Annotated in this window: 23 protein-coding genes and 1 tRNA gene; 14 read left to right on the top strand and 10 right to left on the bottom strand. The window is 66.2% G+C overall.

Translation table 11 applies throughout. The features are described from left to right. Positions 1 to 93 precede the first annotated feature (93 nt). The 7 genes from ACZ5IK_RS07130 to ACZ5IK_RS07100 form a co-directional block, all read right to left on the bottom strand. The gene (locus ACZ5IK_RS07130; RefSeq protein WP_465486958.1) at positions 94 to 828 is read right to left on the bottom strand and encodes a hypothetical protein; all 735 of its coding nucleotides are present in this window, start codon (positions 826 to 828) and stop codon (positions 94 to 96) included. Between the two features lie 292 nt (positions 829 to 1,120). Then, positions 1,121 to 2,002 (bottom strand): trypsin-like serine peptidase, encoded by an 882-nt coding sequence (locus tag ACZ5IK_RS07125; protein WP_465486957.1) that lies wholly within the window; start codon positions 2,000 to 2,002, stop codon positions 1,121 to 1,123. A gap of 65 nt (positions 2,003 to 2,067) precedes the next feature. After that, positions 2,068 to 2,601 (bottom strand): hypothetical protein, encoded by a 534-nt coding sequence (locus ACZ5IK_RS07120; protein ID WP_465486956.1) that lies wholly within the window; start codon positions 2,599 to 2,601, stop codon positions 2,068 to 2,070. A gap of 5 nt (positions 2,602 to 2,606) precedes the next feature. Further along, positions 2,607 to 3,842, bottom strand: coding sequence for a putative T7SS-secreted protein (locus ACZ5IK_RS07115; protein WP_465486955.1), 1,236 nt, complete (start codon positions 3,840 to 3,842; stop codon positions 2,607 to 2,609). Next, positions 3,839 to 4,126 carry a hypothetical protein gene (locus ACZ5IK_RS07110; RefSeq protein ID WP_465486954.1) on the bottom strand — a complete coding sequence of 96 codons (288 nt, stop codon included), beginning with the start codon at positions 4,124 to 4,126 and terminating at the stop codon, positions 3,839 to 3,841. The genes ACZ5IK_RS07115 and ACZ5IK_RS07110 overlap by 4 nt, the downstream gene beginning before the upstream one ends. 95 nt (positions 4,127 to 4,221) lie before the next feature. Further along, entirely contained in the window at positions 4,222 to 4,539 is a 318-nt protein-coding gene (locus tag ACZ5IK_RS07105; RefSeq protein WP_465486953.1) for an SseB family protein, read from the bottom strand. A 516-nt stretch (positions 4,540 to 5,055) separates the two neighbouring features. Then, on the bottom strand, positions 5,056 to 5,916 hold the full coding sequence (locus ACZ5IK_RS07100) for an LppA family lipoprotein (RefSeq protein ID WP_465486952.1): 861 nt from the start codon (positions 5,914 to 5,916) through the stop codon (positions 5,056 to 5,058). A 1,154-nt stretch (positions 5,917 to 7,070) separates the two neighbouring features. Here ACZ5IK_RS07100 and ACZ5IK_RS07095 point away from each other — a divergent pair. Beyond that, on the top strand, positions 7,071 to 7,724 hold the full coding sequence (locus tag ACZ5IK_RS07095) for a GNAT family N-acetyltransferase (RefSeq protein WP_465486951.1): 654 nt from the start codon (positions 7,071 to 7,073) through the stop codon (positions 7,722 to 7,724). Positions 7,725 to 7,958: 234 nt separating this feature from the next. On the opposite strand, the gene ACZ5IK_RS07090 is transcribed toward ACZ5IK_RS07095, so the two are convergent. Together ACZ5IK_RS07090 and ACZ5IK_RS07085 are read right to left on the bottom strand one after the other, a co-directional pair. Next, positions 7,959 to 8,198: a hypothetical protein gene (locus ACZ5IK_RS07090; RefSeq protein ID WP_465486950.1), complete on the bottom strand. Its 240-nt coding sequence runs from the start codon at positions 8,196 to 8,198 to the stop codon at positions 7,959 to 7,961. Positions 8,199 to 8,946: 748 nt separating this feature from the next. Then, positions 8,947 to 9,019 (bottom strand) — tRNA-Lys (locus tag ACZ5IK_RS07085). 334 nt (positions 9,020 to 9,353) lie between these two features. On the opposite strand from ACZ5IK_RS07085, the gene ACZ5IK_RS07080 reads away from it, so the two are divergent. The 9 genes from ACZ5IK_RS07080 to ACZ5IK_RS07040 all read left to right on the top strand — a co-directional run bounded on the left by ACZ5IK_RS07080 (position 9,354) and on the right by ACZ5IK_RS07040 (position 15,636). Next, positions 9,354 to 9,815 carry a YbaB/EbfC family nucleoid-associated protein gene (locus ACZ5IK_RS07080; RefSeq protein WP_465486949.1) on the top strand — a complete coding sequence of 154 codons (462 nt, stop codon included), beginning with the start codon at positions 9,354 to 9,356 and terminating at the stop codon, positions 9,813 to 9,815. Continuing rightward, positions 9,812 to 10,123: a hypothetical protein gene (locus tag ACZ5IK_RS07075; protein ID WP_465486948.1), complete on the top strand. Its 312-nt coding sequence runs from the start codon at positions 9,812 to 9,814 to the stop codon at positions 10,121 to 10,123. The genes ACZ5IK_RS07080 and ACZ5IK_RS07075 overlap by 4 nt, the downstream gene beginning before the upstream one ends. Next, entirely contained in the window at positions 10,120 to 10,503 is a 384-nt protein-coding gene (locus tag ACZ5IK_RS07070) for a hypothetical protein (protein ID WP_465486947.1), read from the top strand. The genes ACZ5IK_RS07075 and ACZ5IK_RS07070 overlap by 4 nt, the downstream gene beginning before the upstream one ends. A 41-nt stretch (positions 10,504 to 10,544) precedes the next feature. After that, the gene (locus ACZ5IK_RS07065) at positions 10,545 to 11,231 is read left to right on the top strand and encodes a hypothetical protein (protein ID WP_465486946.1); all 687 of its coding nucleotides are present in this window, start codon (positions 10,545 to 10,547) and stop codon (positions 11,229 to 11,231) included. Next, the gene (locus ACZ5IK_RS07060; RefSeq protein WP_465486945.1) at positions 11,228 to 11,827 is read left to right on the top strand and encodes a DUF3558 domain-containing protein; all 600 of its coding nucleotides are present in this window, start codon (positions 11,228 to 11,230) and stop codon (positions 11,825 to 11,827) included. Before ACZ5IK_RS07065 ends, ACZ5IK_RS07060 begins: the two co-directional genes overlap by 4 nt. An 11-nt stretch (positions 11,828 to 11,838) precedes the next feature. Continuing rightward, complete coding sequence (locus ACZ5IK_RS07055) at positions 11,839 to 12,309, top strand: hypothetical protein (RefSeq protein ID WP_465486944.1); 471 nt, start codon at positions 11,839 to 11,841, stop codon at positions 12,307 to 12,309. Next, the gene (locus ACZ5IK_RS07050) at positions 12,254 to 12,748 is read left to right on the top strand and encodes a DUF3558 family protein (protein WP_465486943.1); all 495 of its coding nucleotides are present in this window, start codon (positions 12,254 to 12,256) and stop codon (positions 12,746 to 12,748) included. Before ACZ5IK_RS07055 ends, ACZ5IK_RS07050 begins: the two co-directional genes overlap by 56 nt. 94 nt (positions 12,749 to 12,842) lie before the next feature. Continuing rightward, positions 12,843 to 14,078, top strand: a complete 1,236-nt coding sequence (locus ACZ5IK_RS07045; RefSeq protein ID WP_465486942.1) for a hypothetical protein — start codon at positions 12,843 to 12,845, stop codon at positions 14,076 to 14,078. Positions 14,079 to 14,304: 226 nt separating this feature from the next. Next, positions 14,305 to 15,636: a site-specific integrase gene (locus ACZ5IK_RS07040; protein ID WP_465486941.1), complete on the top strand. Its 1,332-nt coding sequence runs from the start codon at positions 14,305 to 14,307 to the stop codon at positions 15,634 to 15,636. Positions 15,637 to 15,671: 35 nt separating this feature from the next. Here ACZ5IK_RS07040 and ACZ5IK_RS07035 read toward each other — a convergent pair whose 3' ends face one another. After that, complete coding sequence (locus tag ACZ5IK_RS07035) at positions 15,672 to 20,522, bottom strand: DEAD/DEAH box helicase (RefSeq protein ID WP_465486940.1); 4,851 nt, start codon at positions 20,520 to 20,522, stop codon at positions 15,672 to 15,674. A gap of 444 nt (positions 20,523 to 20,966) precedes the next feature. Here ACZ5IK_RS07035 and ACZ5IK_RS07030 point away from each other — a divergent pair, with 444 nt between their 5' ends. The 4 genes from ACZ5IK_RS07030 to ACZ5IK_RS07015 are packed head-to-tail and all read left to right on the top strand — an operon-like array spanning position 20,967 to position 25,746. Further along, entirely contained in the window at positions 20,967 to 21,764 is a 798-nt protein-coding gene (locus tag ACZ5IK_RS07030; protein ID WP_465486939.1) for a serine/threonine-protein kinase, read from the top strand. Positions 21,765 to 21,803: 39 nt separating this feature from the next. Beyond that, positions 21,804 to 22,931 (top strand): hypothetical protein, encoded by a 1,128-nt coding sequence (locus ACZ5IK_RS07025; protein ID WP_465486938.1) that lies wholly within the window; start codon positions 21,804 to 21,806, stop codon positions 22,929 to 22,931. Continuing rightward, positions 22,928 to 24,430: a hypothetical protein gene (locus ACZ5IK_RS07020; RefSeq protein ID WP_465486937.1), complete on the top strand. Its 1,503-nt coding sequence runs from the start codon at positions 22,928 to 22,930 to the stop codon at positions 24,428 to 24,430. The genes ACZ5IK_RS07025 and ACZ5IK_RS07020 overlap by 4 nt, the downstream gene beginning before the upstream one ends. Then, a complete protein-coding gene (locus tag ACZ5IK_RS07015; protein ID WP_465486936.1) occupies positions 24,427 to 25,746 on the top strand; it encodes an AAA family ATPase in 1,320 nt (439 codons plus the stop codon). Before ACZ5IK_RS07020 ends, ACZ5IK_RS07015 begins: the two co-directional genes overlap by 4 nt. Positions 25,747 to 25,811: the final 65 nt, after the last annotated feature.

Here is a 25,811-nt window from a genome sequence, read left to right as displayed (position 1 = left end):
TGAGCATAAGAAAAAGTGGTTCGTGGCCGGAATCCGGCGAAGGCCGATGCCGCGACAGCAGGGAGAAACCCGATGAGAAGGGTCGCGGCGCGATCAGCCGGGTGTGACGCCCGGCCGGATCGACACGGCTCGGACGGCCTGGTGCCCGAAGTCGCGGCACCCCGGCGAAAGCGGGATGCCCCAGGCCACACGGCCCGGTAGGACGGCGCAACCCATGTGGTCGCCACCGGACGCGGTGGTGACGCTCGTCGCTGTTCCCAAGGCTGACATCGGCGACCACGGCGGATTCGGTATCGACGCGTCGTGATCGGAAGGTGGCGGGGACGTCACCGGAGCCGGAGCCGGATGCTCGACGGCGGTCTCACACCGGCACGGCGAGCCGGACGGTTCAGCCGTGTCGGCGAAGACCGTGGCGGGGACCAATGCGGTCACAGAACTGTCGACGGGCGAAGCGGTGACGGGGCCGGGAACGACCTCGGGCGTCGGCCGCAGGATGACAATGTCGAACGGCGTTTCCGTCACGCGCTCGGTTGTCGCCGTTACGACGCCCATCGCGGGCTTCAGTATTCCGGCGAGATCATCCGACGGACCGGCAACGCGACTGACAACGTCGCTGACTTTGTCGACGGTTCCCTGCGTGATAGGGGAAGCCTGGTCGATTTCACCGATCGCCGTCGGGAGATCGAAACCGGTCGGCACGGTGTCGGCGCTCGCGGAAGCGTCGCCGGCGAGCCATGCCGCGACGACACCGCCCATCACGGCGAGCGCGCGAGCCACGAAACGACCGGCGCGCGCCGCGTCGATCGTCTGGGCTCCCACGTCCGTCACAGCGATTGGCTCCGATTACTCGTCGAGTTGGGGCACGGCCGGCATCAGCGATTCGGTGCCGTGAAAAGACCATAACCACGCACTTCGACAGGCACCTCGCACCCCTGGCCGAAATACGCCCCCTTCGACGAAACAAGCAGCCATCTTCGCGCTCTGACCAGCAGTTATCCAGTTCGAGTCAGCGCGATACCCCGGTCAATACACACAAGGCGGATCCACTCGAATTGACCACACGCGAGCGATAAAGCGATGTGCCCGCGTAACACGATCGCGCGAACAGTTTCCCGCGAGATCAGAGTTCACCTGCCCGCTCGTACAGGTTCCGCACGGGCTCCGTGAAAGCGGCGCCACTCAGATCCGTGGTCGTCCCGTCCTCGGTCATCGTCCCTCGGCTGGTGACGCTGAAGATCGTCCCCTTGCCGGTGGCGGGATCGAAGTTCCGCAGCCACGGCCCGCCGCTGGAACCGCCCGCCAGATCGCAATCCGTTTTCCACGTCGTGTTGACCGAGTTGACCTCGCGTTCGGCGGGCCGCACGCAGGAGAACAACGCTTCACCGGCGGCGGCTTGGGAGACGGGGTATCCGAGCATGGTCGTGTCCACAGTGGACGGTAGCTCTCCGAACGAGATGTCCTGAGTGCCCGCGACATCGGCGACGTGGTGACCACCGACCGGATCCAGCGCGATCACCGCGTCGTCGTCCGTCCCGCTCATCGGCCCCGGATAGGTACCCGACCAGGCGAACGCCCGGGCCGCGAACACCCCGTGCGGTGCCGCGCCGCGGTCGTAACCCGGCACGAACACGACGTTGACGATCTTGATCGGGTTGTCGTAGCGGTCCAGCCCGCCGTTCACGCAATGCCCGGCGGTGAACGCCACATCCTTGCTGGAACTGGGAACCACCGTCGCCGTGCAGGATCCGTCGACACCGGGCTCGGCGGTGAAGAACAGCCGTCCGACCCCCGGCGGCACCGGCCCCTCCCACACGCGGCCGATCTTCTCGGCGGGCGGCAGCCATTCCTCGCCCACCCACTGACGCATCCGCTCCGGCGTCCAGTGAGCCAGCGCCGCCACCCGGTCGTCGACCGCGGACGCAGGGGTGGCCACGACCACCAGTGCGGCAGTGAAGGCCGCGGACAGGGCGACGACTCGGCGGGATACGCGCTTCAGGTCCATGATCAAGAGACGCCCCGACGCCGGAGAGGTTGTTCCGCGTCAGGACATCCGGCTGTACAACGGGTTCACCAGACGCGCATTACCGCACGGGCCGCCTCTTCGACATCTTCGCCACCGAGGTGAGCGGCCAACACGGCCTGGAGAACGGACACCGTCTGCGCGAAGATCATTTCCGAGGAGTTCATCAGATCAAAGCCTGCCCGGTCGATCGTCAGTGTTCCTGGCGGAAGCCGAGTTCCCTCGCCCAGGGCCTTCGCCACCGGTCCGGCGAATTCGCCCGGCAGGCCGATGGTGAACGGCTGGCTCCAGAGTCCACTGGGGCAGGTCGGCTCGTCATCGGCGTCGAACAGCCCGAAACCCGCCACGCCGACACTGATTTCCGTCCGGTCGCCGGGGCCGGGAACGAACTGCCCGCCGATGAGGGCGCGTGGAGCGAGTCCTCCGAACCTGCGCAACGACTCGACATGGATCCGGATGGGCATCACCGGCCGGGACGTGGCTGATGCTGTTCGCGAGGACTTCAGCCATTCCGTTGCTTTGTACGCCGCGGCATGGTCGCCCTCGCCGATCGCGACCATGCCGTGACGCTCGACGTTCACGACGCTCATCGTGGCCCCAATCCGTTCATTTTCCGCCACCAGGGACCGAACTCCGGCGATTGATCGATCACGTCGGGATCATAGTTCTTGCCTGGAGGATGAGACTTCAACGCCTCCGCGTGTGCCTCGTCGTAGCCCATTCCGTCGTCCATCAGTTTCGCTTCGACTGTTTCGTGGCGCATGAAGTTCGTCTGCGCCTCGGACAACGGTCTTCCTTCGGCCAATGCCTTGTCGATGCGGTCCAGCATCACGTTGTTCGCTTCGAAGGGGTCGAGTTCGGGTCGCGATAGATGCCGCCTGCCCCGTGTAGCGTCGGTCGGCGCGAAACTCGTCGGCATGTCCGGCGAGCCACCGTCCACATGCGACCCGACGCCGGGTTCGTCATCGCCGTGCTTCCGGAGACCGTCCTTGATCAGTTTGCCGGCGCCCAGTGTGGTCGCGGCGATCATGAAGTCGGCGGTGATCTTGCCCAGTGCGCGGTCTCCGCGGCCGTTGGCCCAGTCGTCCCACGCGACCATGGATTTCAGGGTGTCCACCGGATGCGCGATGTTGTGCGCCATCGCGGCGACAGTGCCGCCCGGGTCGCTGATCGCACCCCATACGCCTTCGGCAAGGCCTTGGAGGCTGTCCAGCATGCCACCGTAGAAGTTCGCATCTGACTGCTTCGACGAATCCTGGGGCGCTACGGCGGCTTCATAGCGCAGTGCGTCAGCCGTCAGGTTGCCCACATTGGCCAGTTGACGACGGGCGCGGCCAAGGATGTCTCTAGCCGCTTGGAGCTTCGCTTCACCCGGGTCGGTGAACGGAGAGGCCTGCACCACCGTCGGGTCGCCCCTCTGGGCGTTCGCTCTCGTCTGTGCTTCGGCCTCGGCCACTGCGTTGCCGTGAGCTTCCTTGGCCTGTCGGGTTTCGGCGTCGCCCTGCTGCCATCGAGCGATCGCCTCCGTGGCCTGGCCTTGCGCCCAGACAAGACAATTCGCGAAGTCGGCCAACGCCGATGCCGCGTTTTCCAAGGAGTCGCCGGCGCCGCCCCAGCGCGGCACCTCGGTCTGGTGGTCCTCATGAAACCGGTTCGACGCGGGCCCTTGCCATGCCCCGGTGTCGATCCGCTGCAGCGCGCCACCCGCGGCCAGCGCATCCCGTGCTCGCTCGTGCAGCACCCGGGCGTTCTCGAACACCGCGTCCGGATTGCCGGGCACCAGCGCCTTCGGATCGGTCGTCTGCCCCAACTCGGCGGTCATCGGATCGGCCCGGACGACGCCCGATCCGGGGCGATCGGTTCCAGACCAGGATCGCCCTTCAACGCATCGAGATTGGCGTGCTCGACCTCGCGGTATGCCTTCGCTGCTTTACCCAGTAGATCGCCCAGATCGCGGGCACGGTCGGACAACGCGTCGAGCCCGATGCTCCACCGGCCGCAGAATTCCGCCAACGCGTCATGGACACCGTCGTGGCCGTACATCGGGGTGTCGCCGCACAACCCTCGCAGCTCGAAGCTGTCTTGGTCATACACGATCTCGCCCATACTTTTCGAAGCACTTTCCAGTACCTCGATCTCGACATGGAACCCTGGACCATCCACCTTTCATTCCCCCTCCACCAACGCAGACCTCGTACCGATCAGACGGTCGCCCTGCCCTGCCGTGCGGTGAACTTCCGCGCCCAGGCCCGCGTGACCACATCCGGCGCCATCCGGGACAGGACAGGAAACCGGTGCTCATCCCCAGGGTCGACCATGAGACCGACACCCGGAGGGATCAGTTCCAGCAGATCCGCGCCCGTCGTCGAGAAGTAGTCACACTCACCCGCATAGGCGGCCAAACGTTCGATGGTCGAGAAGGCGACCGTCCAGCGCCCCTGGTCACCAAGGCCGGTCACCAGCAACGCGGGCCGTTCCGGGCGCTGCGAGAACACCACCGTTCCGGCGAACGTGTCCATGAAGTCACGAGGGCCGCGGCTCCCAGCCCATACCTGCCGAGCCACTACCACCAACCGCGACGCAGTCTCCCCCTGGTCACAGTGCACACTCGGCACCGTACTCGGAGTGACATCCGGCCTCAACCGTCCAGCAGCCCGACCTCAAACCCGGGGATAAACCGGGGAGATGATGTCGCCCTGAGCGGCCCACGAAGGTGGACCAGGCGAAAGAGTGGGCCGCCTGGGGCTCGAACCCAGAACCTACGGATTAAAAGTTTGCGGCTACCCGGTGTCGCCGAGTGCCACTCAATGTCACTCCGCATCGCTAGCGCAGGTTGACACGAGAGGCGTTCACCTTCGAGTGCCGTCTAGTGCCTGCCTGTGCCGGGCAATGCTTCGGCACAGGAGCACCCGGGGAGCGCCCTGCGGCGGGTGCGCAGATGCCGGTCGCGAGGCCGCCGGGCTCGTCGAGGTGCAGACCATCGTTGCACGAACACGCCGGCGTGTCCCGCCGCACGCATCTGATCAGACCTTCCGTCAGCGCTGGGCCTTCGGCAGAAAACACGGTGTGCTGAAGGACAAGGAGAGTCCGTGGTCGAACCGGGTCAAATCGCCCTCGATGCGGGCTCCTTCCGGGGATGTCCATACGAATCCAGGTGGTTGCGGATCGTTCGGGCCTGTCCGCCGGTGGCTCGGCGGGCCGGTGAAACCATATTGTCCGGCGACCTCCCGGAGCGCAGACTCGAGAGCGGTCCACTGTGGCTCGGTAATTACCGTGTATCCGGCGGTGGAGGCGCTACCGGTGCCGCGGTAGCCACGGCCGTGCGGAGTGTCCCGGTCGCACCCACTACGGCTCCCGTCGAGCAGAGCGTCCTCAGCTGGCCAACTTAAGCCTGGCACAGCGGCGGCCGCCGCGTCAGCAAGCTGTTGGTGCATCTGCCGGTAGCGGGCCTTGACGGTCTCGAAGTCCGGTCGTGCCCGCATCGCCACGATCCGCTGTTCCCGATCCGCCGCCGTCTTCGCGTTCCGTGCCGCGGTATCCGGCTCGGCGCTGAGGACGGAACAGGAATACCCGCACCCGGCGAACACCAACAGCCACGCACCAAGAACCCACGGCCCCGACCTACGCCGGCGACGGAGCGCGATCCCCCCGCCGATCCCGGCGCCCACCACACCAACGATCGTCGCGACCATCGGCATGTACGCGACCAGATCTTGTTTGCCGCAGATCGCCTCGAAGCTCTCGCACGGGAACGGGATCACCGCCACCGCGAGCGTCATGATCAAGGTCGCCACGACACCGAAGCCCAGCAAGGCCACCAAACCGCAGCCCAGCCTCGAAGCCCGGAGGCCAGTCCGCGGAAGCTCAACCGCTTCCTTGTCGTGCTGAATACCCACCCGGACGACAGTAAGATCATCCACAGGCCGCGCCAAGCGGGAAACTACTCAACCACCCCGAGTTCAGACCCCCACTGCAATTGCATCAACCCGAGCTTGCGGAAACGGTCCCAGCGGCATGTCGCCTTCGCCCATGAACTGGCACCGGGTCGTGGCCGGAATGTGAGTGACTGGGAGGGTAGGTCTTGCCGTACGCCGTGTGGCTGGAACTGACTGCACCGGAGCCGATGAGTGACGCGGCCGCCGCGGAGCACTTGCCGGACCTGATCGTCGAGCTGCTGAAGGCAGGCTGGGACGTCCCGTGGTGCCAAGCCTCGACGACGAGGATGCTCCTCCCGCCCTCGACGAGGACGAAGACACCGGCCCCGGCCTTCTCGATATGCGCGTGCTGGGATACCCGACGAGATCGCGGACACCAGCCTGTTGCGCTATCTGGACGTTGTGCTCTGGATGCGTGCAGCACGTTCGTAAGTTGCTTCCGGTGATACCGATCAGGCTCGATAGGCCATACTACGCGGCGTGACGAAACTTTCAAGAGATGTGACTCAGCGCGAGCTGGACTCGAGGCCGATCCGGCAGGTAGCGTGAGTCGAGCTACATACTGCTTGGCCCCGGGAATGAACGCTCCGATTGGGAACCGACCGGGCTCGCCAACGCTGCTGTCCACCTACGGCGAGTATCCCAGGGCGAACGTCTTCACAACTCGACCCCTGCGCAACAGATTGGGCTGAGCGGATTCCGTCTTCGGGACAAGTCGGCAGCACCGTCCCCCACCGAGCTGGGCGAACCGCTCGCGCGGGCAGCTTCACCCGCACCAGGTGGATTTCGCTGCGAATCTCGACCTCGGTCTCCCGCAACGGTGATGTCGCCCTCGTACCGAACAACTACATGCTCGCGAATGCCGTCGTCACTACCGCCACGGGCCGCAGCTGGCCGATACGCCCGTCCTGGCCAGCGCGCCCGTGACGAAGCCCGCCGCTCCAGGTGGAGCACTCCAGTACAGCGAGAACGAACGACTGTCAGCGGCCAGCTCAAATTTCCCACGGACGGCCAGTTGCGAGGTCACTCTTCGTAGCTGCCGCGGCTTCGGGAACCCGTCCGCATGACCAGGAAAACAGGATGATCTGTTCCTGATCTGCGCGCACGATGGCGGCATGCTTGTCGATCACTTCCCGCTGCTTGGGCTGAGGCTGACGACGCCACGGCTGGAACTGCGCCTGCCTTCGCCCGAGGAACTCGGCGCCTTGGCCGACCTGGCAGCCAGCGGCGTCCATGGCTCGGATGTCATGCCGTTTGTCGTGCCGTGGACTGACCAGTCACCGGACAAGGTTGCGCTGAGCGTCGTCCAGCACCACTGGCGGCAACTGGGTAGCTGGACCCCGCACGACGACTGGTCGCTCAACCTCACGGTGTTTGATGCCGATCTCGTCGTCGGACAGCAGAGCATCGGAGCCCGCGACCTGGCCATTACGCGAGAAGTGCACACGGGCTCCTGGCTCGGGCAGCGCTACCAGGGGCAGGGAATCGGCACCGAGATGCGCGCCGCGGTGCTGCACCTCGCGTTCGCCGGACTCGATGCGGACGAGGCGATCTCGGCCGCTTTCGAGCACAACCTCGCTTCCCTGGCGGTGTCGCGCAAACTCGGCTACCAACCCGACGGCGTTCAACGCCGCGCCGTCGGTGGCCGATTGTCGATCGAGCATCGACTACGCCTAACCCGAGCGAGGTGGGAGCAGCACCGCACCATCCCGATCGGCATGGAGGGGCTTGTCCGGTGCCTGCCCCTGCTCGGACTTGACGCTCCGTAACTACTGGTGGACAGACAGCACCCCGCCAACTGGCCGTCGGCGGGGAATTTCAACTGGCCACTAACAAACGACCCGGACCAGCAGCCAGTAGCGGCAGCAATCAGCCGCTCGGACGGCCTGGTGCCGTCGGCAGTCGCGGACATTGATCATGCTCGGCGCCCCTCCGGCGCCATCGGTTTCGCGATCAGGTGTCGTCGGAAGTCGCGGACGTAGCCCGCTGCTCTGGAAGCACGCCTACTGGGCGTCCAGGTCCGGCGCTCGTGCCCGAAGATGCGGCGCGGCTCCTGCGTCGTATCGGTAGATCTCACGCACGGCCGGTGTCGTGCCGGACGCGGTTGATGGCGCCGTCAACGTCTCGGCTGTCGACGTCGCGACGTTTTCGACAACGTCCAGACCGACGCCGCAAAGGTTGCCGGGCTGGTCATGCCACAGCACGGCGGCGACATGCGCGAGCCCGCCTCGCGGACCTTCCAATCAGTTCCTACCGGCACGAACACGTCAACCACACGAAGTCGCTACCTGGCTTCGGTCGCGAACCATAGACACCCCACCCGGTAGGGAACAGGCTGGGAAGCTCCTGCGCGAAGTCGAACATCCTGTGCTGGTGGCGGCGCCATGCACCCCGGACGCCGCTCGACGGCGGTCCTCGTCACTGATCGCCGGCCGGTGGGTCACGTGAGCCGGCGTGCCCCAGACGGCATTGACGAACGCGGCGTCCACCGTCAACTGCACAGTGGCGCACGACGTTGTTCCGGCACAGCCGGTCTCCACCCGCAACATGGTCCACTGGCTGTCGGCGATGTCCCACACCACACGAGCGGCGCGGCGCGCGTGCCTCGGCCGCCGTCCACTGCCAGGGAGGTGAACCGCAGCCGGAGGTAGTAGGACACTGGGTGAACCCGTCGCCGCCGGATCCAACGTCACGCTCGTAGCGCCAGGAACAGCCACAGCAAGCGCCTGACCGGTCACGGCGACACCCCTCGGGGTAATCGAGTCCTGCTCACCACACTCGACATCACCCAAGCCCGCCACAACGATCGTGGCGACCAGACCCGCCTTGGCGCACCTCATCAGTCCAGCGCGCAGTACCTGCCACCGGCCGCATCCGTAGAACTACTCCTGCCAGGCAATGCAGAGAACTGAACGCGCCGGCGACGTCCTACACGCACCACACCATCCAGCCTCGGCAAACCACGAAAGACCGCGTGACCTGCGAAAATTGTGGGCCGCCCGGGGCTCGAACCCGGAACCTATGGATTAAAAGTCCACAGCTCTACCAATTGAGCTAACGGCCCGTGACCATGAGCATAGCGAGGGCTCGGGGGTCCCTTGCATTCCGGGTCGTCCGCCGCTGCGGAACGAATGTGATCGCCTACCTGGCCCACGCGCGTGCATCGTGGCGGACAGACGAGCCGGAAGGCCCGGCTGAAGTTCACCTGGCGGCGGGGACACCGAGCTGCCTGTTCCCGGCGGAGTGATGGGAACGAGACACGGATCTGCGGTTTCGACTACGCTGACCGCTCGGCCGATTACGCTCGCGAGTTGATCGTGGCGATGCGGTCGGGCCGTGGGGGCGACTGGTAGGGGTATGTCGGGCGACGGGGAGGGCGAGCCGGCGTGTCATTGAACGTGGCGAGGTTGCAGCAGCAAGCTGGTGAGCTTGATGCCGAGCTGGAGCAGGCCCGGTTCACCGGGAGATCGGCTGACGGTATTGCGTCGGCGGTGGTGACTGGTCAGGGCAAGCTGGTGGATCTGATGATCGCCGATCATGTGATCCGGAGTACGCATCCGCAGCGGCTGGGGCCTGCGGTGATCGAGGCGGTGTCCGCGGCTCGGCGTGAGGCTGCGCAGGCCGGTGTCGCCAAGGTGCGCGCGGTGGTGGACAAGGACCAGGAGTGGGTGCCCGAACCCGCCCGCGGATCGGCACCTGGACGGCAGGAGGACACTGTTCCGCCGCCTGCTCCCCGAGCCGGGATGACGGCCGAGCCTCGTGCAGTCCGCCGAGATCCCGAAGAGGTCGAGGACGAGAGTTTCGATCAGCTCGATTTCTTGGACGACGATCTCGAGGATGAGGGGCGGGATCGCTGGTGAGCTACGAGAACGAGCTGTATCACCTGGCGCGGGAGATCGACGCGACGGTGGCCGCGGTCGAGCAGGCCGCGATCGGTGCGGCGCGGGATCGTGTCACGTGGACGTTGCCGGGTGAGCTGGGGTCGGTGACGGTGACCGGCGCTGGTGAGCTGGTCGATGTGTCGGTGGGTGTGGCCGCGATGAAGGCCTACAGCGCGGCGAGTTTGTCGCGGCAGCTGCTGCTGGGGATCCAGCGGGCAGAGGAGACCGCGGCCCAGCGGTATGAGGCGGCGATCGCTGCCGTTCGGGATGAGGAGCGGCTGGTATGAGCTTTCTGGATCCGTTCGACCCCGGTCCCGGTCAGGGCTATCACGTCTACCCGGAGAAGCTGCGAGCCGCGGCCGACACGATCGAGGAGGCGGCAGGACTGCTGCAGAACTTCGCGATCGTGGACCTGGCGAACGTCGCGCTCGGACCCTACGACCTGGGTTTGCCGGGGACGGCGACGAACCTGATGCCCGGGCTCAACGGACTAGGGACGGTGGACCGGTACAACGCGGCCATCGACGCGATTCAGCGGATCACGGCCGAGAACTCGACCCAGCTCGCCGTGCTGAGCGCGGCCTTGGGCAAGGCTGCGAACCATTATGAGCAGCTGGATCAGGAAGCGTATGAGCGGATGAAGAAGCTGGAGGGTGAGATCAAGTGACCACCTCCGACCCGGGCCAGGCGGCGGCGGAACTCGCCACCATGCGCTATCCGGAGGCCGCGGATCAGAAGGTCCGGGAGTACGCGGACCTGATCGGTGCGTACGGGATTATCGGGCTGCTCGACAAGCTCCGCGTGTTCGTCGCCGGCGACCTGCAGAAAACGCTGGATCTCGCGGACGCGTTCGCCAGGCAGAACAAGTTGAAGGATGCGGCCGAGAAGGTCAATGACGCCAAGCTTTCGCTCAATGCCGCGTGGCACGGTGACGCGTTCGACCAGTACTCCATGTATTCCGGGATGGTTGTCGACGGCCTGAACAAGGGCCAGGCCTCCGTCACGAGTCTGACCAAAACGGTGAGCACGGTCGCCGCGACGGTGATCAGCACGTACAAGAACTTGTTGCTCGCGCTCGGGAACTGTGCGGCGAATCTGGCGCAGCTGAGCGGGAAGTTCGCGATCGTCATGGGGTCGCTGCTTGTCCCGCCGTTGGCTGCGTTGTCGGCCAAGGATTTCGTGGACGCAATGAATTCGGCGTTCGAGAAGTTCTGGCGTGACTGCAACACGCTCCTCGCCAGCATGATCACCGACATCGGAGCGCTGGTCGGAAGCGGTCTCGAGCTGACTGCCATCGAAACCACCTTTCCCAAGATCCCGGATGTCGGCACGAGCGTCGAGGTAGTCGGGGAACCCCGCCGCTGGCGGATCAAACCGGGAGCCGATCCTTCGTGAAACCACGTCTGTCCCGAGGGCTCGCCATGCTGATGGCGGGCGGGCTGGTGGTGCTGGCCGGCTGCGGCACGAGCCCGCCGCCTCCGCCACCGGAACCGTCGGTGTCGGTCCCTCCGATCCCCGCACAGTTGAACGGCGCCAAGTTCAAGGCAGATCCGTGCACGGCGATCGCCGTGGAACAGTTGCAGGGCATCGGCTTCGGCGACAACGGCACCGTGCAGCGGGGCAGGGATGGAGAATGTTTCATCGCGTTCGGCCGGTCGGTCGAGGTGACCGCATCGTGGCATCCGGTGCTGGAGGACAACATCAGCACGCTGTATCGCGATCATGCTCGGGGCCGGCACAACCCGAAAAACTGGGAAGAAGTCACGATCAACGGCTACCCAGGGGTGATCACGGAGATCGAGGAGAACATCCCGCCGAAGAAGGACGAGGGACCTCTGGCGTGCAAGCTGGCTCTCGGCGTCGACGACGCCACACTGGTGTACATCGGCGCCAACACACGCGGCCGTGCGGAAGCCGGTCCCTGGCGGAACGATCCCTGCGGCGCGGCCAAGAAGATCTCCGAGTTCGTCATCGACAACCTGCGCGGCTAGGAGAGGACTGCATGGCTGAACAGAGCACCGTCGGCGACGACTTCTCTTTGGCGGGACTGAACTTCTTCGTCGCCGACGATCTCAACAGGGCCGGTTCTGCGGGTGGCTTCACTCTGAGCCGCGAGGACATGACCGCGGAGCTGGAGAACCTGAGGCGCCTTCATAACCGGATCGAGATCCATCGAAGGCGCGCCGCTCCTCTGTGGTCGGTCGTGTCGCCCGGGAGCGATCCGGCCTCCGTGCGTAACACCACCGCCAGCAACGCCTCTGGAGAGTCTTACGATGATCTCCTTACCCGGCAGAGCCAGTTTGTGGCGACCATCATCGGCAAGATCGAGGCCGCTCTGGGGATGACACAGCGGCACGACGAGCAGGCTGCCGCAGAGATCGGCAACGTGTCGATGGAGGGCCCTTCTGATGCGGTACATGGCCTTGACGGTGCTGGCGACGGCATCGGTCCTGCTGCTGGCCGGATGCACTGAGAAGCCGGAGACACCCCCGGCCACCAGCTCGGGACCATCGTCGACAGCGGCTCTGCCGTACGCGGACGCGCCGAAGGTCGACAACCCCATGCCGCCTTCGGTGATCCAGCGTGATCCGTGCGAGGTCCTGACCCCGGCGCAGATTTCGTCGCTGTTCCAACGCCAGCCGGAGGTCCAGCCGGCACGCGACACCGGGATCGCGCAGGACTGCCGCTGGGCCGACATCAGCCGCGGTTCGAGTATCGGCATTCAGATGCTGTACGCGGCGCGGCACGGCCTGAGCCAGTTCTACGCGAACAAGCAGAGATATAGGTTGTGGGAGCCTCTGGAGCCGGTGCAGGGGTACCCAGTCGTGGCCTACGCGGGAAACGACAGACGCTGGGGGATTGCGCGGTGCTGGTCGGGATCGCGGACAACGCTGCTTTCGAAGTCGATGTGAACGTCGTGGACTCGAAGGTGGGGACGCGTGATCCCTGTGCGGATGCCCGGATGGTGGCGGATCTGGCCATGACGACGTTGAAGAGCGGTGCCTGATGAGTTTCGCGCCGACCGAGGCCATGATGGCCTACCTGCAGAAGCTGCAGGCCGAAGGCAAGCTGATCGTGCCCGCCGACCTCGTCCGCACGGTCAAGACCGGGCCCGGCACCGCCAGCCTCGGCGAGGCCCAGCGCGCGGGGGCACTGCAGGCCCAGGAACAGCAAGGTATTGAGGCGGACACGCTGGCGGCGGTCGCGCGGCTGGAGAACGCCTGGACGGGACAAGGCGGCGACGCGGCCCGGGCTGGGTTGCGGCCGCTCGCGCAGGCCGCGACCGAGGCCTCCGCCGCGTTGCATGGCAGCCAGAACACGCTGGCCGATCAGGATCACGCGTTTCAGGCGACGCGGGATTCGATGGTAGAGATCTCGGATACGCCACCTCAGCGGAACGTCCTCGACGTCGCGAGCCCGTGGGATACCGACACGGAGATCCAGCTCAACGAGCGCAACGCCGCGATCCAGCGGAACAACGAGATCTACAACAGCTTCACCCGCACCAGCGACGGCCACGCTCAGGCGATGCCGATCCAGTTCGGCCAGATCGCCGGCGAGTCCGACGGGGCCTTCTCCGTCGGCCAGGCGCCCGGCGCTGGTGGCGCCGTAGAGAAGCGGGAGATCGCGGGACCCGGCCGAGAATCCGACGGCGAACCCATCGGCGTCACCGGCCGCGCCGTCCAAGCCGATCATCGCCCAGGTGCAGGACCAGGGCCCGACGGGGAAGTGTCGTCGGATCGGGCAGTGGGCGGGCCGCGGCCAGATGGAGCTTCTGTGGGGCAGGGCGCGGCAGATGGGACCGAGGCCGCTGGGTTCGTGCGCCCGGCTCCGCCGGGCATCGACGTCCCGAACTTGCCGGGACCGGGCTTGACGAACCTTCCAGCCGCAGGCGGCGGCGCGGACACACTGAACTACGTGACGGGACCGGACCCGCCTGGTAACGGCCCGGTAGTGCCGCCCTACGGCCGGCCTGGGGCGCCCAGCGCCGGCGGGCCGGTGGCCCGGGCCGGTCGGTGGGGTCGGGTCCCCTGGGGCAGGGGAATGAGCCTGCCGACCGGGCTGGTGCGAGCGGCCAGCCTGGCGCGGGGACCCGAGGCACCGGGGCCGGGCCGGTCGTACCGGCGGCCGCGCGAGGCAAAGGCAAGGACGAGGACAAGGAGAAGAAGTCCCCGGACTATCTGCAGGAGTCGGACCCGCAAGGGCTGTTCGGCTACACCGGGCGGGTACCGCCGCCGGTGATCGGAAAGTAGAACCCGCAGAGGGAGACAAAGAGTGCTCGACGAGCCGGTGACGGTACCGCGCCGTCGGACAATGGCTTGAGACCTGGCTTGCAGGGAGGAAGAAACTCCGGGGCGGCACCAAACGCTCCTACAGCAGCCACATCCAGCTCTGGCTGACCCCGCACCTCGGGCACTACCGGCTCGACGAACTCACCATCGACCACATCTCCCGCATGTTCGACGCGATGGCCGAACGCAACGACCGCATCGAAGAAGCCCGCGCCAGCGACGACCCGGAAATCCGCGCCACCGTCTACGGCCTGCGCACCATGGGCGCCGCCACCATGCAGCGCTACCGCGCCACCCTGCGCGCCGCACTCAACGCCGCCATCCGCCTCAAACGCGGACGCAAAGCCGTCCCGCTGATCACCTTCAACCCCGCCTCCTACGTCGAGCTGCCCTCCGGCAAACGCCCCAAAGCGCTGCTGTGGACACCCCAGCGGGTCCGCCGCTGGAAGGAGACAGGGAAGAAGCCGTCCCGGGTGATGGTGTGGATGCCCGAGCAGGTCGGCGAATTCCTCGACCACGCCTACGGCCACCCCTACTACCCGCTCTACCACCTCATCGCCTACCGGGGCCTCCGCCGCGGTGAAGCCTGCGGCCTGCCCTGGGCGGAAACCGACCTGGACACCCAGGACATCACCATCTCCTCCGCGCTGGTCCAGATCGGCTGGAACGTCGAGTTCGGTGAACCCAAATCCGAAGCCTCCGGCCGGATCGTGGCCCTCGACAACGCCACCACCGAGACACTGACCGAGCACAAGCAGCACCAAGACCAGCAACGGCTCGCAGCAGGAGACGACTGGCAGGAATCGGGGCTAGTGGTCACCAACCCCGACGGCACACCCGTGCACCCGGCCAAGGTCACCGACGCCTTCCAAGAACTCGCCGACGCCGCCGGACTCCCCCCCCGATCCGGCTGCACGACCTCCGCCACGCCGCCGCCACCATCGCACTCGCCGCCGGAGCCAGCCTCAAAGAAGTACAGGCACTGCTCGGGCACTCCAGCATCACCATCACCGCCGACACCTACGCCCACATCCTGCCCGAACTCGCCCGCGGAACCGCCGAAGCCACCGCCGCACTCGTCCCCCGCAAAACCCGCCAGCAACCGCCCGCCGCCTGACGCAGCACCCCCGCACCACGACAGGCCCAGCTCCCTCTGCAAGGGGCCAGGCCTGGCTTGGTCGGGAACTACGGCGCTGGGTGGTAACCCACAAGCGAGCAGGGCCGTGGGGGCAGGGACGCAGGACCGCGCCGTGAGCTCGGTAGTCCGCGCCTCCCGAGAGACGCACCACGGTCATTCCGTTGCGGCTGTTGAATCTTCAGGGGGTGTCAGTTCCGCGCGAGTGGCGCGGCCGGTCCGTCTGCTTCCTACACGAGCTTGCCGCCGCAGCGAAGACCGCCGATCTCCTCATCCTTGGCCGCGACCGCGATGGACTCGGTCCGAAAGCCTCGGCGACGCCACCCGCTTCGTCGTCGATCACGCCCCATGCCCGGTGCTGCTCGTCTGGTGATCCATCCAGATCGGGGCGACGCCGCGCGGCTCGGCTCATTGGCCTGCCCGGATCTCCAGCGCTGGCAGGGCGTCGACGACCCGCATCGTTTCGAGGCTCACCGTCACGACCCGAGCGAGCAGGTCGAGGTTGCAGCGCGGATCGTCGCTCTCGCGGGCCCAGGCGTTGGGATCGTTGACGATTCCGGAATCCTTGTCTGTCTTGACGTAGTAGCGGTCGATGATCCACTCGATGGCCGAGCGTGATCCGAGTTGGTAGCGGTACGCCTCCTGCGGGATACCGCCCACCGTGATCCGGTCGTTGTAGTGGATGACGCTCCGGTCGACCTTCTCTCCAGCCGCCTTCAGCTCAGGAGTGGGCTTCCCGAAGCGCATCCTCTTGTTGGCGACCGCGTAGAAGGCATACGCAGCGTCGCCATCCGGCGCATCGGTCGGGTGCAGGCCGTCCAACGGATACGGCTCCACGAACTCGTACCCCACGTGCAGGTCGCACAGCGTTCTGCCCGCATCGACGAATGCCTGGGCATCAGCCGCATCAGCCACCAGTGGGATCCGGGGGAGCATCTTCTTCAGATCTGCCGCGTATGTCTGACGATAGTCCGGCGAGTGCAGCAGCCCGTAGCAGTAGTAGAAGACGTCGTCCTTCGTCCACTCGTCGCCATAGGCCGCGACGAAGAGTCGCTGTGCCTCGTCGGTGATGTTGTCGACCCGACGGTACCCGTCAATGACCTCGCCCTCGTCACCGAAGTCGAAGCCCTGATCTTCCACCTGCTGCCAAGTCCACCGGGGGAAGAACTGGCTCGTGTCAAGCAGATGAAGGTCCGGCAGGGCATCAGCGGCAAGCAGGCAGAAGTCGAAGTGCGACGCTGGTCCGGTCAAGCTGAAACCAAGGTTCCCATGGGCTGCGGTGGGGAAGAGTCGCGGCTGCTGGTACAGCATCGCATTCATAGCCTGGTCGAAGTACGAACGCTGCTTCGTAAACGGGCGATAGGCACTGGTGCGCCAACCCGCATCGCGGACTTCGTGGTGCCGACCTTTTGCAAAGTCGGCTTCGAGATTCCGGTTCCAGCTGATGTCCATAGGTTGTCGTGCAGGCGAATAGTTCGGCGCGGTGTTTCGTTTGTCGACCTCAGCGTTGTAGTTGGTCAGCATCCTCCGCACGTTTTCCTCAAGGGCCATCCGGGAGTAGTTATAGGCCCAAGCGTCCCGGCCGGTAGCGAGTCCTAGCGAGAACCGGCCAAACACGGCCGCACCGCCCGCCTTGTCTCCGATAGGAAGGAAGGTCGCGAAGTCGTCGCGCCGTTGGTTCAACCAGTCGCCGTGCGCGTTGGGTGTGAGTGCCTTTGCTTCGGTTCCGAAGACAGATCCGGCCGCGACGATCTCTGCTACCTTCTCGTGCGCCGTGGTGTAGTCCCCGACCTGGGCATAGTGAACCTGACAAGGTGTCGTGACTTCGGGGTTTTTCACCAGCACGATGACAGCGATCCCCGCGATGGATCCACCTGCCCCCTTGGCGAACGCCTCGAAGATGGGCCGCCCTTCAGCCCCGGCGTTCCTGCGATTGCCCCGCAGATTGAAGACGTGGATAGTCGAGAATTCCGACGCGAGGCTCTTGCGCATGCCATCGGCGGTGTTGGCTTCTAGGAAACCGCCGTTGGTGACGAAAGCGATGACACCGCGGTCCTGGATGCGTAGGCTCGCCCATTTGATGGCGCGGATGTAAGAGTCGTAGAGAGTCCTGGTACTTCTGGCGCTCGAGAGCGCCGCATACGTGTCTCGGATCGCGGAGTCGATGGTGGGGTACTTCGCGTTCTGGTTGTCGTCGTTCGCGGAGTCCTGTCCGACCGAGTACGGCGGGTTACCAACGATGACGGTGATCGGGAGCTGCCGCTGGCGTTCGATGCGCTCATTGTTGGCCGGGAAGATGTTCAGGTCGTCGCGGTCACCGTCCTCGTAGGACTGGAACGTGTCGGTCAGGACGAGTCCCGCGAAGGGCTCGTAGCTGGAACCACCCTCGACCTCGCTGTGAGCGAGGGCGGCGTAGGTGGTCTCGATGTTGACTGCGGCGATGTAGTAGGCGAGCAGCAGCATCTCGTTGGCATGCAGCTCGGTGGCGTACTTGCGAGCCAGGTCGTGCGGGGTGATTAGCCCGGACTGGAGAAGCCGCACGATGAAGGTGCCGGTGCCGGTGAAGCCATCCAGGATGTGCACACCTTCATCGGTCAGTCCCTTACCGAACTCCTGACGGAGGACGTCGTCGGCGGAGCGCAGGATGAAGTCGACGATCTCAATGGGCGTGTAGACGATGCCGAGCCGGTCGACGGTCTTCTTGAACGCGGTCGCGAAGAACTTGTCATAGAGCTCGACGATGACGCGTTGCTTGCCCTCGGCGTCCCGCACGCCCTCGACCCGGCGACGGACTGAGGCGTAGAACCGGTCCAGGGACTGCTGCTCGGCCTCGAGGTTGTGCTCGTCCAGGCTGGCGAGCATCAACTCCATGGTCTGCGCCACGGGGTTGTTGGCCGCGAAGTCGTAGCCTACGAAGAGGGCCTCGAAGATCGGCCGAGTAATCAGGTGCTGAGCGAGCATCTCGATCGCCTCGTCAGCGGTGATGCCCTCGTTGAGGTTGCCGCGCAGACCGTCGAGGAACGCCTCGAACTCGCGTGCCGGTACGGACTCGGGGTCCGCGAGCAAGCCCCTGATCCGGGTGATGTGCGCCTGTGCGATGTCGGCGACGTCCTTGGCCCACGTCTCCCAGTACTTGCGCTCGCCGACGTTCTTGACGATCCGGGCGAACATCGCGTCGCGGTAGGCGTCGATGTCGAACGAGAGTGTCAGCTGCTCGTGGCGCGCGCGCTCTGTCTGGTCGCCGTCTCCGGAGATGCCGTCCGGTGTCTCCGTTTCGGGGTAGGGGGTGACGTCGTCGACGATCAGCCGGTCGGAGTGGCCCTTGTTGAGCTCAATCTGGTTGATCATCGCGTGGAAGCGGTCGTCGTGAGAACGCAGCGCCTGCAGCACCTGCCAGACCACCTTGTAGCGCTCGTTGTCGCGGAGCGCGTCCTCCGGCGCCATACCGGAGGGCACGACCACCGGCAGGATGATGTAGCCCAGTTCCTTCCCCGGCGCCTTGCGCATCACACGGCCCACGGACTGCACCACGTCGACCTGGGAGCCGCGCGGGGTCAGGAACATCACCGCGTCCAAAGCCGGCACGTCCACGCCCTCGGACAGACAGCGGGCGTTTGTGAGCACCCGGCACACGCCGTCCGGGGCGTCCGCGGACAACCACGCGAGGTGCTTGTTGCGCTCCTGGACGCCCATGGTGCCGTCCACGTGTGCGGCCTGGACGAGCGGTGCATGCCGCCGTGGCTGCTCGCCGTCTCCGTCGCTGTCGATGGCGCGTTCGACCAGTGTCGGGAACGACATAGAGGCTTGTTTGGAGGCCTTGATGTCCTTGGCGAACGCGAGCGCGCGCCGCATCGGCGCCGGGTTCGGCTCGACCTCCCCGCGCGCGGGGTCACCGAAGTTCTTGGCCAGGCCGTTCCAGCAACCGATCAGCTTGGCCGCGTCGCCGAGCGGGATCTCCCCGGAGGCCGCCATCTCCTTCTGGAAGTTCTCCGCGACGTACTGCTCGTCGATCGCGAGCACCAGCACCTTGTAGTCGGTGAGCAGATCGGCCTCGACCGCCTCACCGAAGCCGAGCCGGTGCAACTCCGGACCGAACGAGCTCTCGTCATTCATATCGGCCAGCACGGCATCGGCGTCCGCGGCCTTGCGGCGGACAGCCTCACCGAACACCCGAGGGGTCGCGGTCATGTACAGGCGCTTCTTAGCGCTGATGACGTCGTTGTCGTGGACCTTGACGAAGTGGGACTCGTCGGTGTCCGCGAGGGTCACCCCGGTGGTGCGGTGCGCCTCGTCGCAGATCACCAGGTCGAACTCACCAAGACCCAGCCGCTGAGCCTCAGCGATCACGTCGATGGACTGATAAGTGGAGAACACCACCGTCATCCGCGGGGTGGCGTGGCGTCCGGCCGAGATCCGGGCGACGAGAGTGGCCGCATCGGTGGTAGCCGGCTCGGCCAGATCGATGGTGGACATGCCGCCGTCGTCGGACACCTTGCGGCCGACCCGGACGTCGGAGCACACCGCGAACGGGCGGAGATCGACCTCGGCCTCCTGCATCCACTCACGCAGGCTCTGGCTGAGCAACTGGATCGAGGGGACCAGGAACAGGACCGTGCCGTCGGCGCCGACCAGTTTTTCGGCGATCTTGAGGCTGGTGAACGTCTTCCCGGTGCCGCATGCGCGGATCATCTTGCCCCGGTCGTAGACCGCCAGGCCCTCACAGACCTCTTTGAGCGCGCGCTCCTGATCCAGGCGCAGCCGCTTCGGCCCGACCGGGACCAGCACCTCCGGGGTGGACCAGGAGAACCGCGACCAGTCGACCTTCGCTCCGTCCAAGTAGGCCAGGTCAACCCGCTGCACCGGCACCGCCTGGTGGAGCGCGGTCTCCAGCGCGTTGCTGTTCCAGTTGTCCGCAGTGTCGAAGAAGTACCGGCTGACGAACTCGCGGCCGCCGGAGGCGGACAGGAAAGTGTCCAGGTCGCCTTTCGACACCCGGTGAGCGGGGTCGTAGAACTTGCACTGGATCGCGGCGTACCCCTCGCGGTCCCGGTGCGTGGCGACCAGGTCGATGCCGGTGTCCGGGCGGCCGTCCCGACCTGGCCACTCCGACCACAGCCACACATCGGAGAACCGGTTCACCCATTCCGGCTCGGTCCGCAGCAGGTTGAGCACGAGGCGCTCGAACTTGTCGCCCTTGTCGCGTTCGTCTAGCGCGGTCCCGCGGAGACCTTCGAGCACGTCGTGGATGGAGGCAGGCATGGGTCAATCCTGCCCGACGCGCTTCTCGCGCGCCGCAGACGTCGGCGACATGACGTCCGCAAGGACACTCAGCCCTGGTGACACGGCTGCCGCACCGGCTGGACTACTCGTCGGCCGCAACGCAAACATCGAGAGGTGAACCCAGGCATAACCGAGCCCTCGTAGTACTCCTCGGCGTCGAAATCACCGTTCGGCCAGGCCAGCAGTGGCCGACCGAGGGCGCGCAGCGCCTCCTCGGTCACCGTGCCGGTCGGTGACACCCACGGCATGGCCCACTTCGGGGACGTTCACCCGCGGAAGTAATCCAGCGGACTCGACCGCGTCGGGCGAGGTCCGCGTGTGGCATCCGCAGGGCCGGGCTCCGCAAGTGCGGCCTGACCTGCAAAGACACGCTAAAGCATGGTAGTTGCTGGAGAACACTGGAACTCTGGTACGGTCTCGTCCATGGCAGAGCCCCTGGAGGAACTCGAGCGTCGCATCGAGGGTCTGCGGACTGAGGTGCGGCGCGCGGCCCTGTCCGGCGACCCGGCGCGAGCGCGCGAGCTGCGGGCCGACCTGCGCAGGGCGGAACGCGCCTGGGATGAAACGCTGGCCGCCCTGACCACGCCCGAGCCGGAACCGGAGCCGGTCCTGCGCTCGGGGCCACTGCTGCCAATTCGCGACCAGGTCCACCGGGCGCTCACCCTGCTCACCGTGCCGGCCGCGCCCAAGTTGATCGTCGCCGTGCACAGTGCGTTCTTCTCGGGCGAGTTGGCCGGGGCGCAGTTGACCAGTCTGCGCCGCGACGAGGAGCGTTCGTTCCGATCGTCGCCACACGCCCGCCCGTACTACTTGTGCAGCGCCCTGACCGCGGATCGGCTCGTGCCTGCCCGCGGGCTGCAAGCGGTCTCGACATGGCCCACGTCTCGCCGCGTGGTCGGCCCGCTCAGCGCGCGCGTCGACTTCCTCACCGCAGCCATCCAACTGTCAGACCAAGTCGACAGGATGACCGAGCCACCCTTACCCGCATTGAGTTTGCTGTGGCGATTCGCCACCAACGTCCCCGGTGCCGCCGAGTCTTTCGACACCATGACGCCGGCCATGGTCGCCGACGCGGCGCGAGCAGAACTAGCAATCCACCACGAAGCCGACCTAGCACACCGCGAGGCGGCAGCAACACGAGCACGGACCCAACTTGATGAGATCCATCAACTGTTCGGCTCGTCCCTGAAACTCGTCCCACGCGCCACAAACAAAGCATAAGCGGACTTCTGTCCGCGCTTCCCCCGCGAAAGAAGACAGTTGAACGACACCGACACACGCCTCGACGCAATACGAGGGTCGGCCGAGCCGCGAAAGCACAATGCGAGGACCATCGCCGCGTTGACCAGCAACCCCGGCTGCGCCCGCCGAAGCATCCTCGACGCGGCCTCCGTTGACAAGCAGGCCCTCGCCGAGCACATCGGCTACCCCGCCGCATTCGGCATGTCCAGCTTCGCCATCGCCCGCGGCAACGCCTTCGAGGCACACGTCAAGGCCAACGGTTGCGCGGAACTGCTGCGACTACTGCGCGACCACATCGACCTGCCGCTTCCCGAGGTGTCCTACGACGACCTCAACACCGTTGCTGGACATGAGTCCCTCGAAGCGCGTCACCGCCGATCCCGCCAGCTGTTGGCAAACGCTGCCCACTCCGACCAGGACTCCGGCACTCTGTTCGATCACCCGTTGCTGCGTATGAACATCGGCGGCCGAGAGGTGTACCTGGAGCCCGATCTCATCGCGTTTCGGCTGCGCGACCGCTTCCACGTGGTGGAGATCAAGTCTTTTCCGGTGATCGACCATCGGGCCGATTCCCGCAAGGTCGCCTCGGCAGCGATCCAGTCTGCCGTGTACGTCCTGGCCATGCGCCAGCTCGTGGAGCAACTCGGGGGCGACCCGACACTGGTGTCGCACGAGGTATTCCTGGTCTGCCCTGAGGACTTCTCCAACCGGCCGACGGCCGCCCTGATCGACGTGCGCAAGCAACTAACCGTGGTGCAGCGCCAGCTCACGCGACTCGCGGACCTCGGCACGATCGTGTCGACGTTGCCGGCGAGCCTGACTCTCGATCTTCGACTCAACGAGTCAGGCGTCGCAACGCGGTCGGTTGACGACGTGCTCAGCGCGCTGGGGCAGATCGAAGCACGCTACGCGCCGGAATGCCTTGCCACCTGCGAGATGGCGTACTTCTGCCGAACCGGCGCCAGCGGTCACACCGCCGCACTCGGGCGAACCGTCCAGGAAGACCTCGGTGGAATCGACACGATCGCCGCGGCGATCGGCCTGGCCACCGACACGCTCACTCCCGGCGAGCATCAGGTCGAAGCGACCCAGGTGTTGCGTATGGCCGAATACCTACGCCGCGAATGTCTCGGCGGTGCGGCATGAGCACACTTACCTCGTTGGCGCGGGCGTACGCCGTTCAGCGCGGCCGCGCCCAGCCGATCACCACCGTCCGGCACGTCCACGTCAGCGAGCGCCCCCTGGTCTGCGTGCCGCTGGCGATGGCGGGCGAGGCGAACGCGCCACTGGCCTTCATTGTCGGCCAGGACCGCAACGCGCCTCGACTGCTGATCGTTCCGCAACCCCGCAACCGAGGTCAGCGCTTTGAGGCAGCCCACTCGTTGGCCTTGATCCTGCTGCACTATTTCGCGACGTTCGCGGGCACGACGGAGCCCGCGTCCACTCGGCCCGGCGGGGTGTCCAAACCTCGCGCCACCGACGCGCCACAGGTATGGGTGCCCAACCGTGGCGGCATCGACTTTCTCCGGCTATTCGGGCGTTCCACGCGGTTTCGCTCCACCACCGGCCCCTACGCGGTCTCCGTCTCTGTGCCCACACTGGGCAAATGGCTGACCTTCCTCGCTGAGCGTGCTGAGTATCCGGGTTCGTCGCTGTTGATGGCCGCTACGGACGTCCTGGCTCAGCATTGGGCCACCGGTCAAAGCGCGGTCGAAGACGCCAACCTCGCCGCCCTTCTCGGCTGGATCGAACCGCCGCAGGGCTCGGTCGGTGCGCAGGCCGCACTCGCCGCTGAGGATCCCATCCTGTGCCCGCCTGCCGGGCCAGCCACCGACCCGACGTTCGACCGGGAGGTCCTGGAACCCGGCATCGTCGAGTACGACCGCGCAGCCGGTAACCCCGAGCGGCAGCGCCGCGCCATTACCCGGCTGGAAACCGCGCTGCGCAGTCAACTCGAACCCACCTGGCACCTCATGTGGCGATCCATCGACCAGCTTCGGCAACTGTCGCAAGGAGACCACGTCGCAACCCGCTGGGACCAGGACAAGGACGCCTACCTTCGTTTCAACACCCACATCGCCACCGGCGGCCACCCGCAACCCAAACGGGACAGCGCCGTAGCCGCGGCGATGCGACTCAATCAGCTCGAACGACACCAGGCCGAGTACGACGCGCAACGCGCTTTCGACGACCCGCTCGTCATGGCCGAGCACCGGCTCACCGGTGACGCCTTCGTCGGCACGGTCACCTCCACCGAGCCGAATCGGCGCCTCGGTACCGGCCGCAGCGCCGTACTCCGGCCCTTGATCACGGTCTCGACTCAGGATCCTGTGCGGCTTGCCCCCAACGACGCCACGGTGACCGACCGGACACGACCCAGGCAGCGAGCCGAGATCCTCACCATGACCGAGGCACCCGACGGTCTGGAGATCACACTCGAACTCGCCGGTGGAATGGGTCGCGGCAGAACACCACCCGCCGGCACCATCCCCGCGGTCGGCGACCACGTCTGCTTCAGCACCCTGACCGACGACTACCAACCGCGCGGGGCCTTCCCCGCCCGGGAGAACACGCCATGGACGCACGGCGGCCCGCCAGTCCAACCGGTCCCCACCCGTGACGACGCGAAGGAGGAGTGGTCGTGACTTCCTCCGAAGCCACCGCCGAGGTGGAACACGTCATCACCGCGGCATTGTCCGACTTCACCACGAGTACCCACCGTGGCGTCGTTGTGGACTCACCGCCGGGAGCTGGCAAATCAACCCTCGTTGTCCGTGCTGCCACCCAGATCGCGCGCGGGGACGAGCCGGTCATGGTCATCGCCCAGACCAACGAACAGGTCGACGATCTTGTCGAGAGGATGGCGCGCGAGGCTCCCACGGTGCGCATCGGCAGGCTGTCCGCCCAAGGCTACGTTCCCACGACACGAGTCGACCACCCCAACGTCATCGTCGCTGATCGAGTCTCGGGCCTCGATGACTCCCAGATCACCATTGGCACGGCGGCGAAATGGGTGCACGTCACCGAGGGGCCGTGGCCCTGGGCGATCATCGACGAGGCATACCAGATGCGGTCGGACATGCTGCTGCGCGTAGCGGCGCGGTTCGAGCAAGCCCTCTTCGTCGGCGACCCCGGCCAACTGGACCCGTTCTCGACCGTGGACGTCGACCGCTGGACTGGGCTGACCTGGGACCCCATGCAAAGCGCGGTCGCGGCGATGCTCCGCAACAACCCCGATCTGCCCGTGCACCAGCTGCCCTTGTCGTGGCGCCTGTCCGCATCGGCGGCATCACCGGTGTCCGATGCTTTTTACCCTTTCACCGGCTTTCGAGCGGCCACCGCCGCCGACCAACGACGGCTGACTTACCAAACGCGGGGGTTCGGCGGACCCGTCGATGACACGTTGGAGATGGCCGCGCAGACCGGTTGGGCGTTACACGAACTCCCCGCACGACACGCGCTACGCACCGACACCCAAGCGGTTCAGGCGATCACCGACCTTGCCCTGCGGGTGATCCAACGCGGGGCTGTCGCCCAGTCCGAGCGTAACCCGGAGGGAACACCTGTCACGGCGAGCCGGATCGCGATTGGTGCCGCACACCGTGACCAGGTCGCGGCGATTCGCTACGCACTGCACGACCGTGGCGGCGAGGCGATCAAGGTTGACACCGCCAATCGCCTGCAAGGCAGCGAATACGATCTGGTTCTGGTGCTGCACCCGCTGTCGGGGCGTCGTGATGCGACGGCATTCCATCTCGAATCAGGTCGGCTATGCGTCCTCACCTCCCGGCATCGGCACGCCTGCATCGTGGTGACGAGGGCCGGCATTCAGGAACTGCTCGACGCGCATCCGCCCAGCGAACCGATGCACCTGGGCGTTCCGGCGAAGTTCCCCGACGGCTGGGAAGCAAACCAAGCCATGCTCGCGCATCTGGGCGCACATCGAGTGGCGGCGCCGTAGAGGCGAAGCACGGAGTCCGCGCAAGCCAGCACACCCGCGAGACGACGAAACCCAGTAATACCACC

The sequence above is a fragment of the Amycolatopsis sp. NPDC031561 genome, from assembly GCF_055580625.1.
The sequence above is the reverse complement of the archived record's forward strand: the minus strand, read 5'-3'. Positions and strand labels throughout refer to the sequence as shown.

Coding starts and splice junctions, on each gene's coding strand:
- ACZ5IK_RS07125 (WP_465486957.1), bottom strand. CDS start 2,002: ATGGACCTGAAGCGCGTATCCCGCCGAGTCGTCGCCCTGTCCGCGGCC.
- ACZ5IK_RS07115 (WP_465486955.1), bottom strand. CDS start 3,842: ATGACCGCCGAGTTGGGGCAGACGACCGATCCGAAGGCGCTGGTGCCC.
- ACZ5IK_RS07110 (WP_465486954.1), bottom strand. CDS start 4,126: ATGGGCGAGATCGTGTATGACCAAGACAGCTTCGAGCTGCGAGGGTTG.
- ACZ5IK_RS07105 (WP_465486953.1), bottom strand. CDS start 4,539: ATGGACACGTTCGCCGGAACGGTGGTGTTCTCGCAGCGCCCGGAACGG.
- ACZ5IK_RS07095 (WP_465486951.1), top strand. CDS start 7,071: ATGCTTGTCGATCACTTCCCGCTGCTTGGGCTGAGGCTGACGACGCCA.
- ACZ5IK_RS07070 (WP_465486947.1), top strand. CDS start 10,120: ATGAGCTTTCTGGATCCGTTCGACCCCGGTCCCGGTCAGGGCTATCAC.
- ACZ5IK_RS07065 (WP_465486946.1), top strand. CDS start 10,545: ATGCGCTATCCGGAGGCCGCGGATCAGAAGGTCCGGGAGTACGCGGAC.
- ACZ5IK_RS07055 (WP_465486944.1), top strand. CDS start 11,839: ATGGCTGAACAGAGCACCGTCGGCGACGACTTCTCTTTGGCGGGACTG.
- ACZ5IK_RS07050 (WP_465486943.1), top strand. CDS start 12,254: ATGGCCTTGACGGTGCTGGCGACGGCATCGGTCCTGCTGCTGGCCGGA.
- ACZ5IK_RS07045 (WP_465486942.1), top strand. CDS start 12,843: ATGAGTTTCGCGCCGACCGAGGCCATGATGGCCTACCTGCAGAAGCTG.
- ACZ5IK_RS07040 (WP_465486941.1), top strand. CDS start 14,305: ATGGCCGAACGCAACGACCGCATCGAAGAAGCCCGCGCCAGCGACGAC.
- ACZ5IK_RS07035 (WP_465486940.1), bottom strand. CDS start 20,522: ATGCCTGCCTCCATCCACGACGTGCTCGAAGGTCTCCGCGGGACCGCG.
- ACZ5IK_RS07030 (WP_465486939.1), top strand. CDS start 20,967: ATGGCAGAGCCCCTGGAGGAACTCGAGCGTCGCATCGAGGGTCTGCGG.
- ACZ5IK_RS07020 (WP_465486937.1), top strand. CDS start 22,928: ATGAGCACACTTACCTCGTTGGCGCGGGCGTACGCCGTTCAGCGCGGC.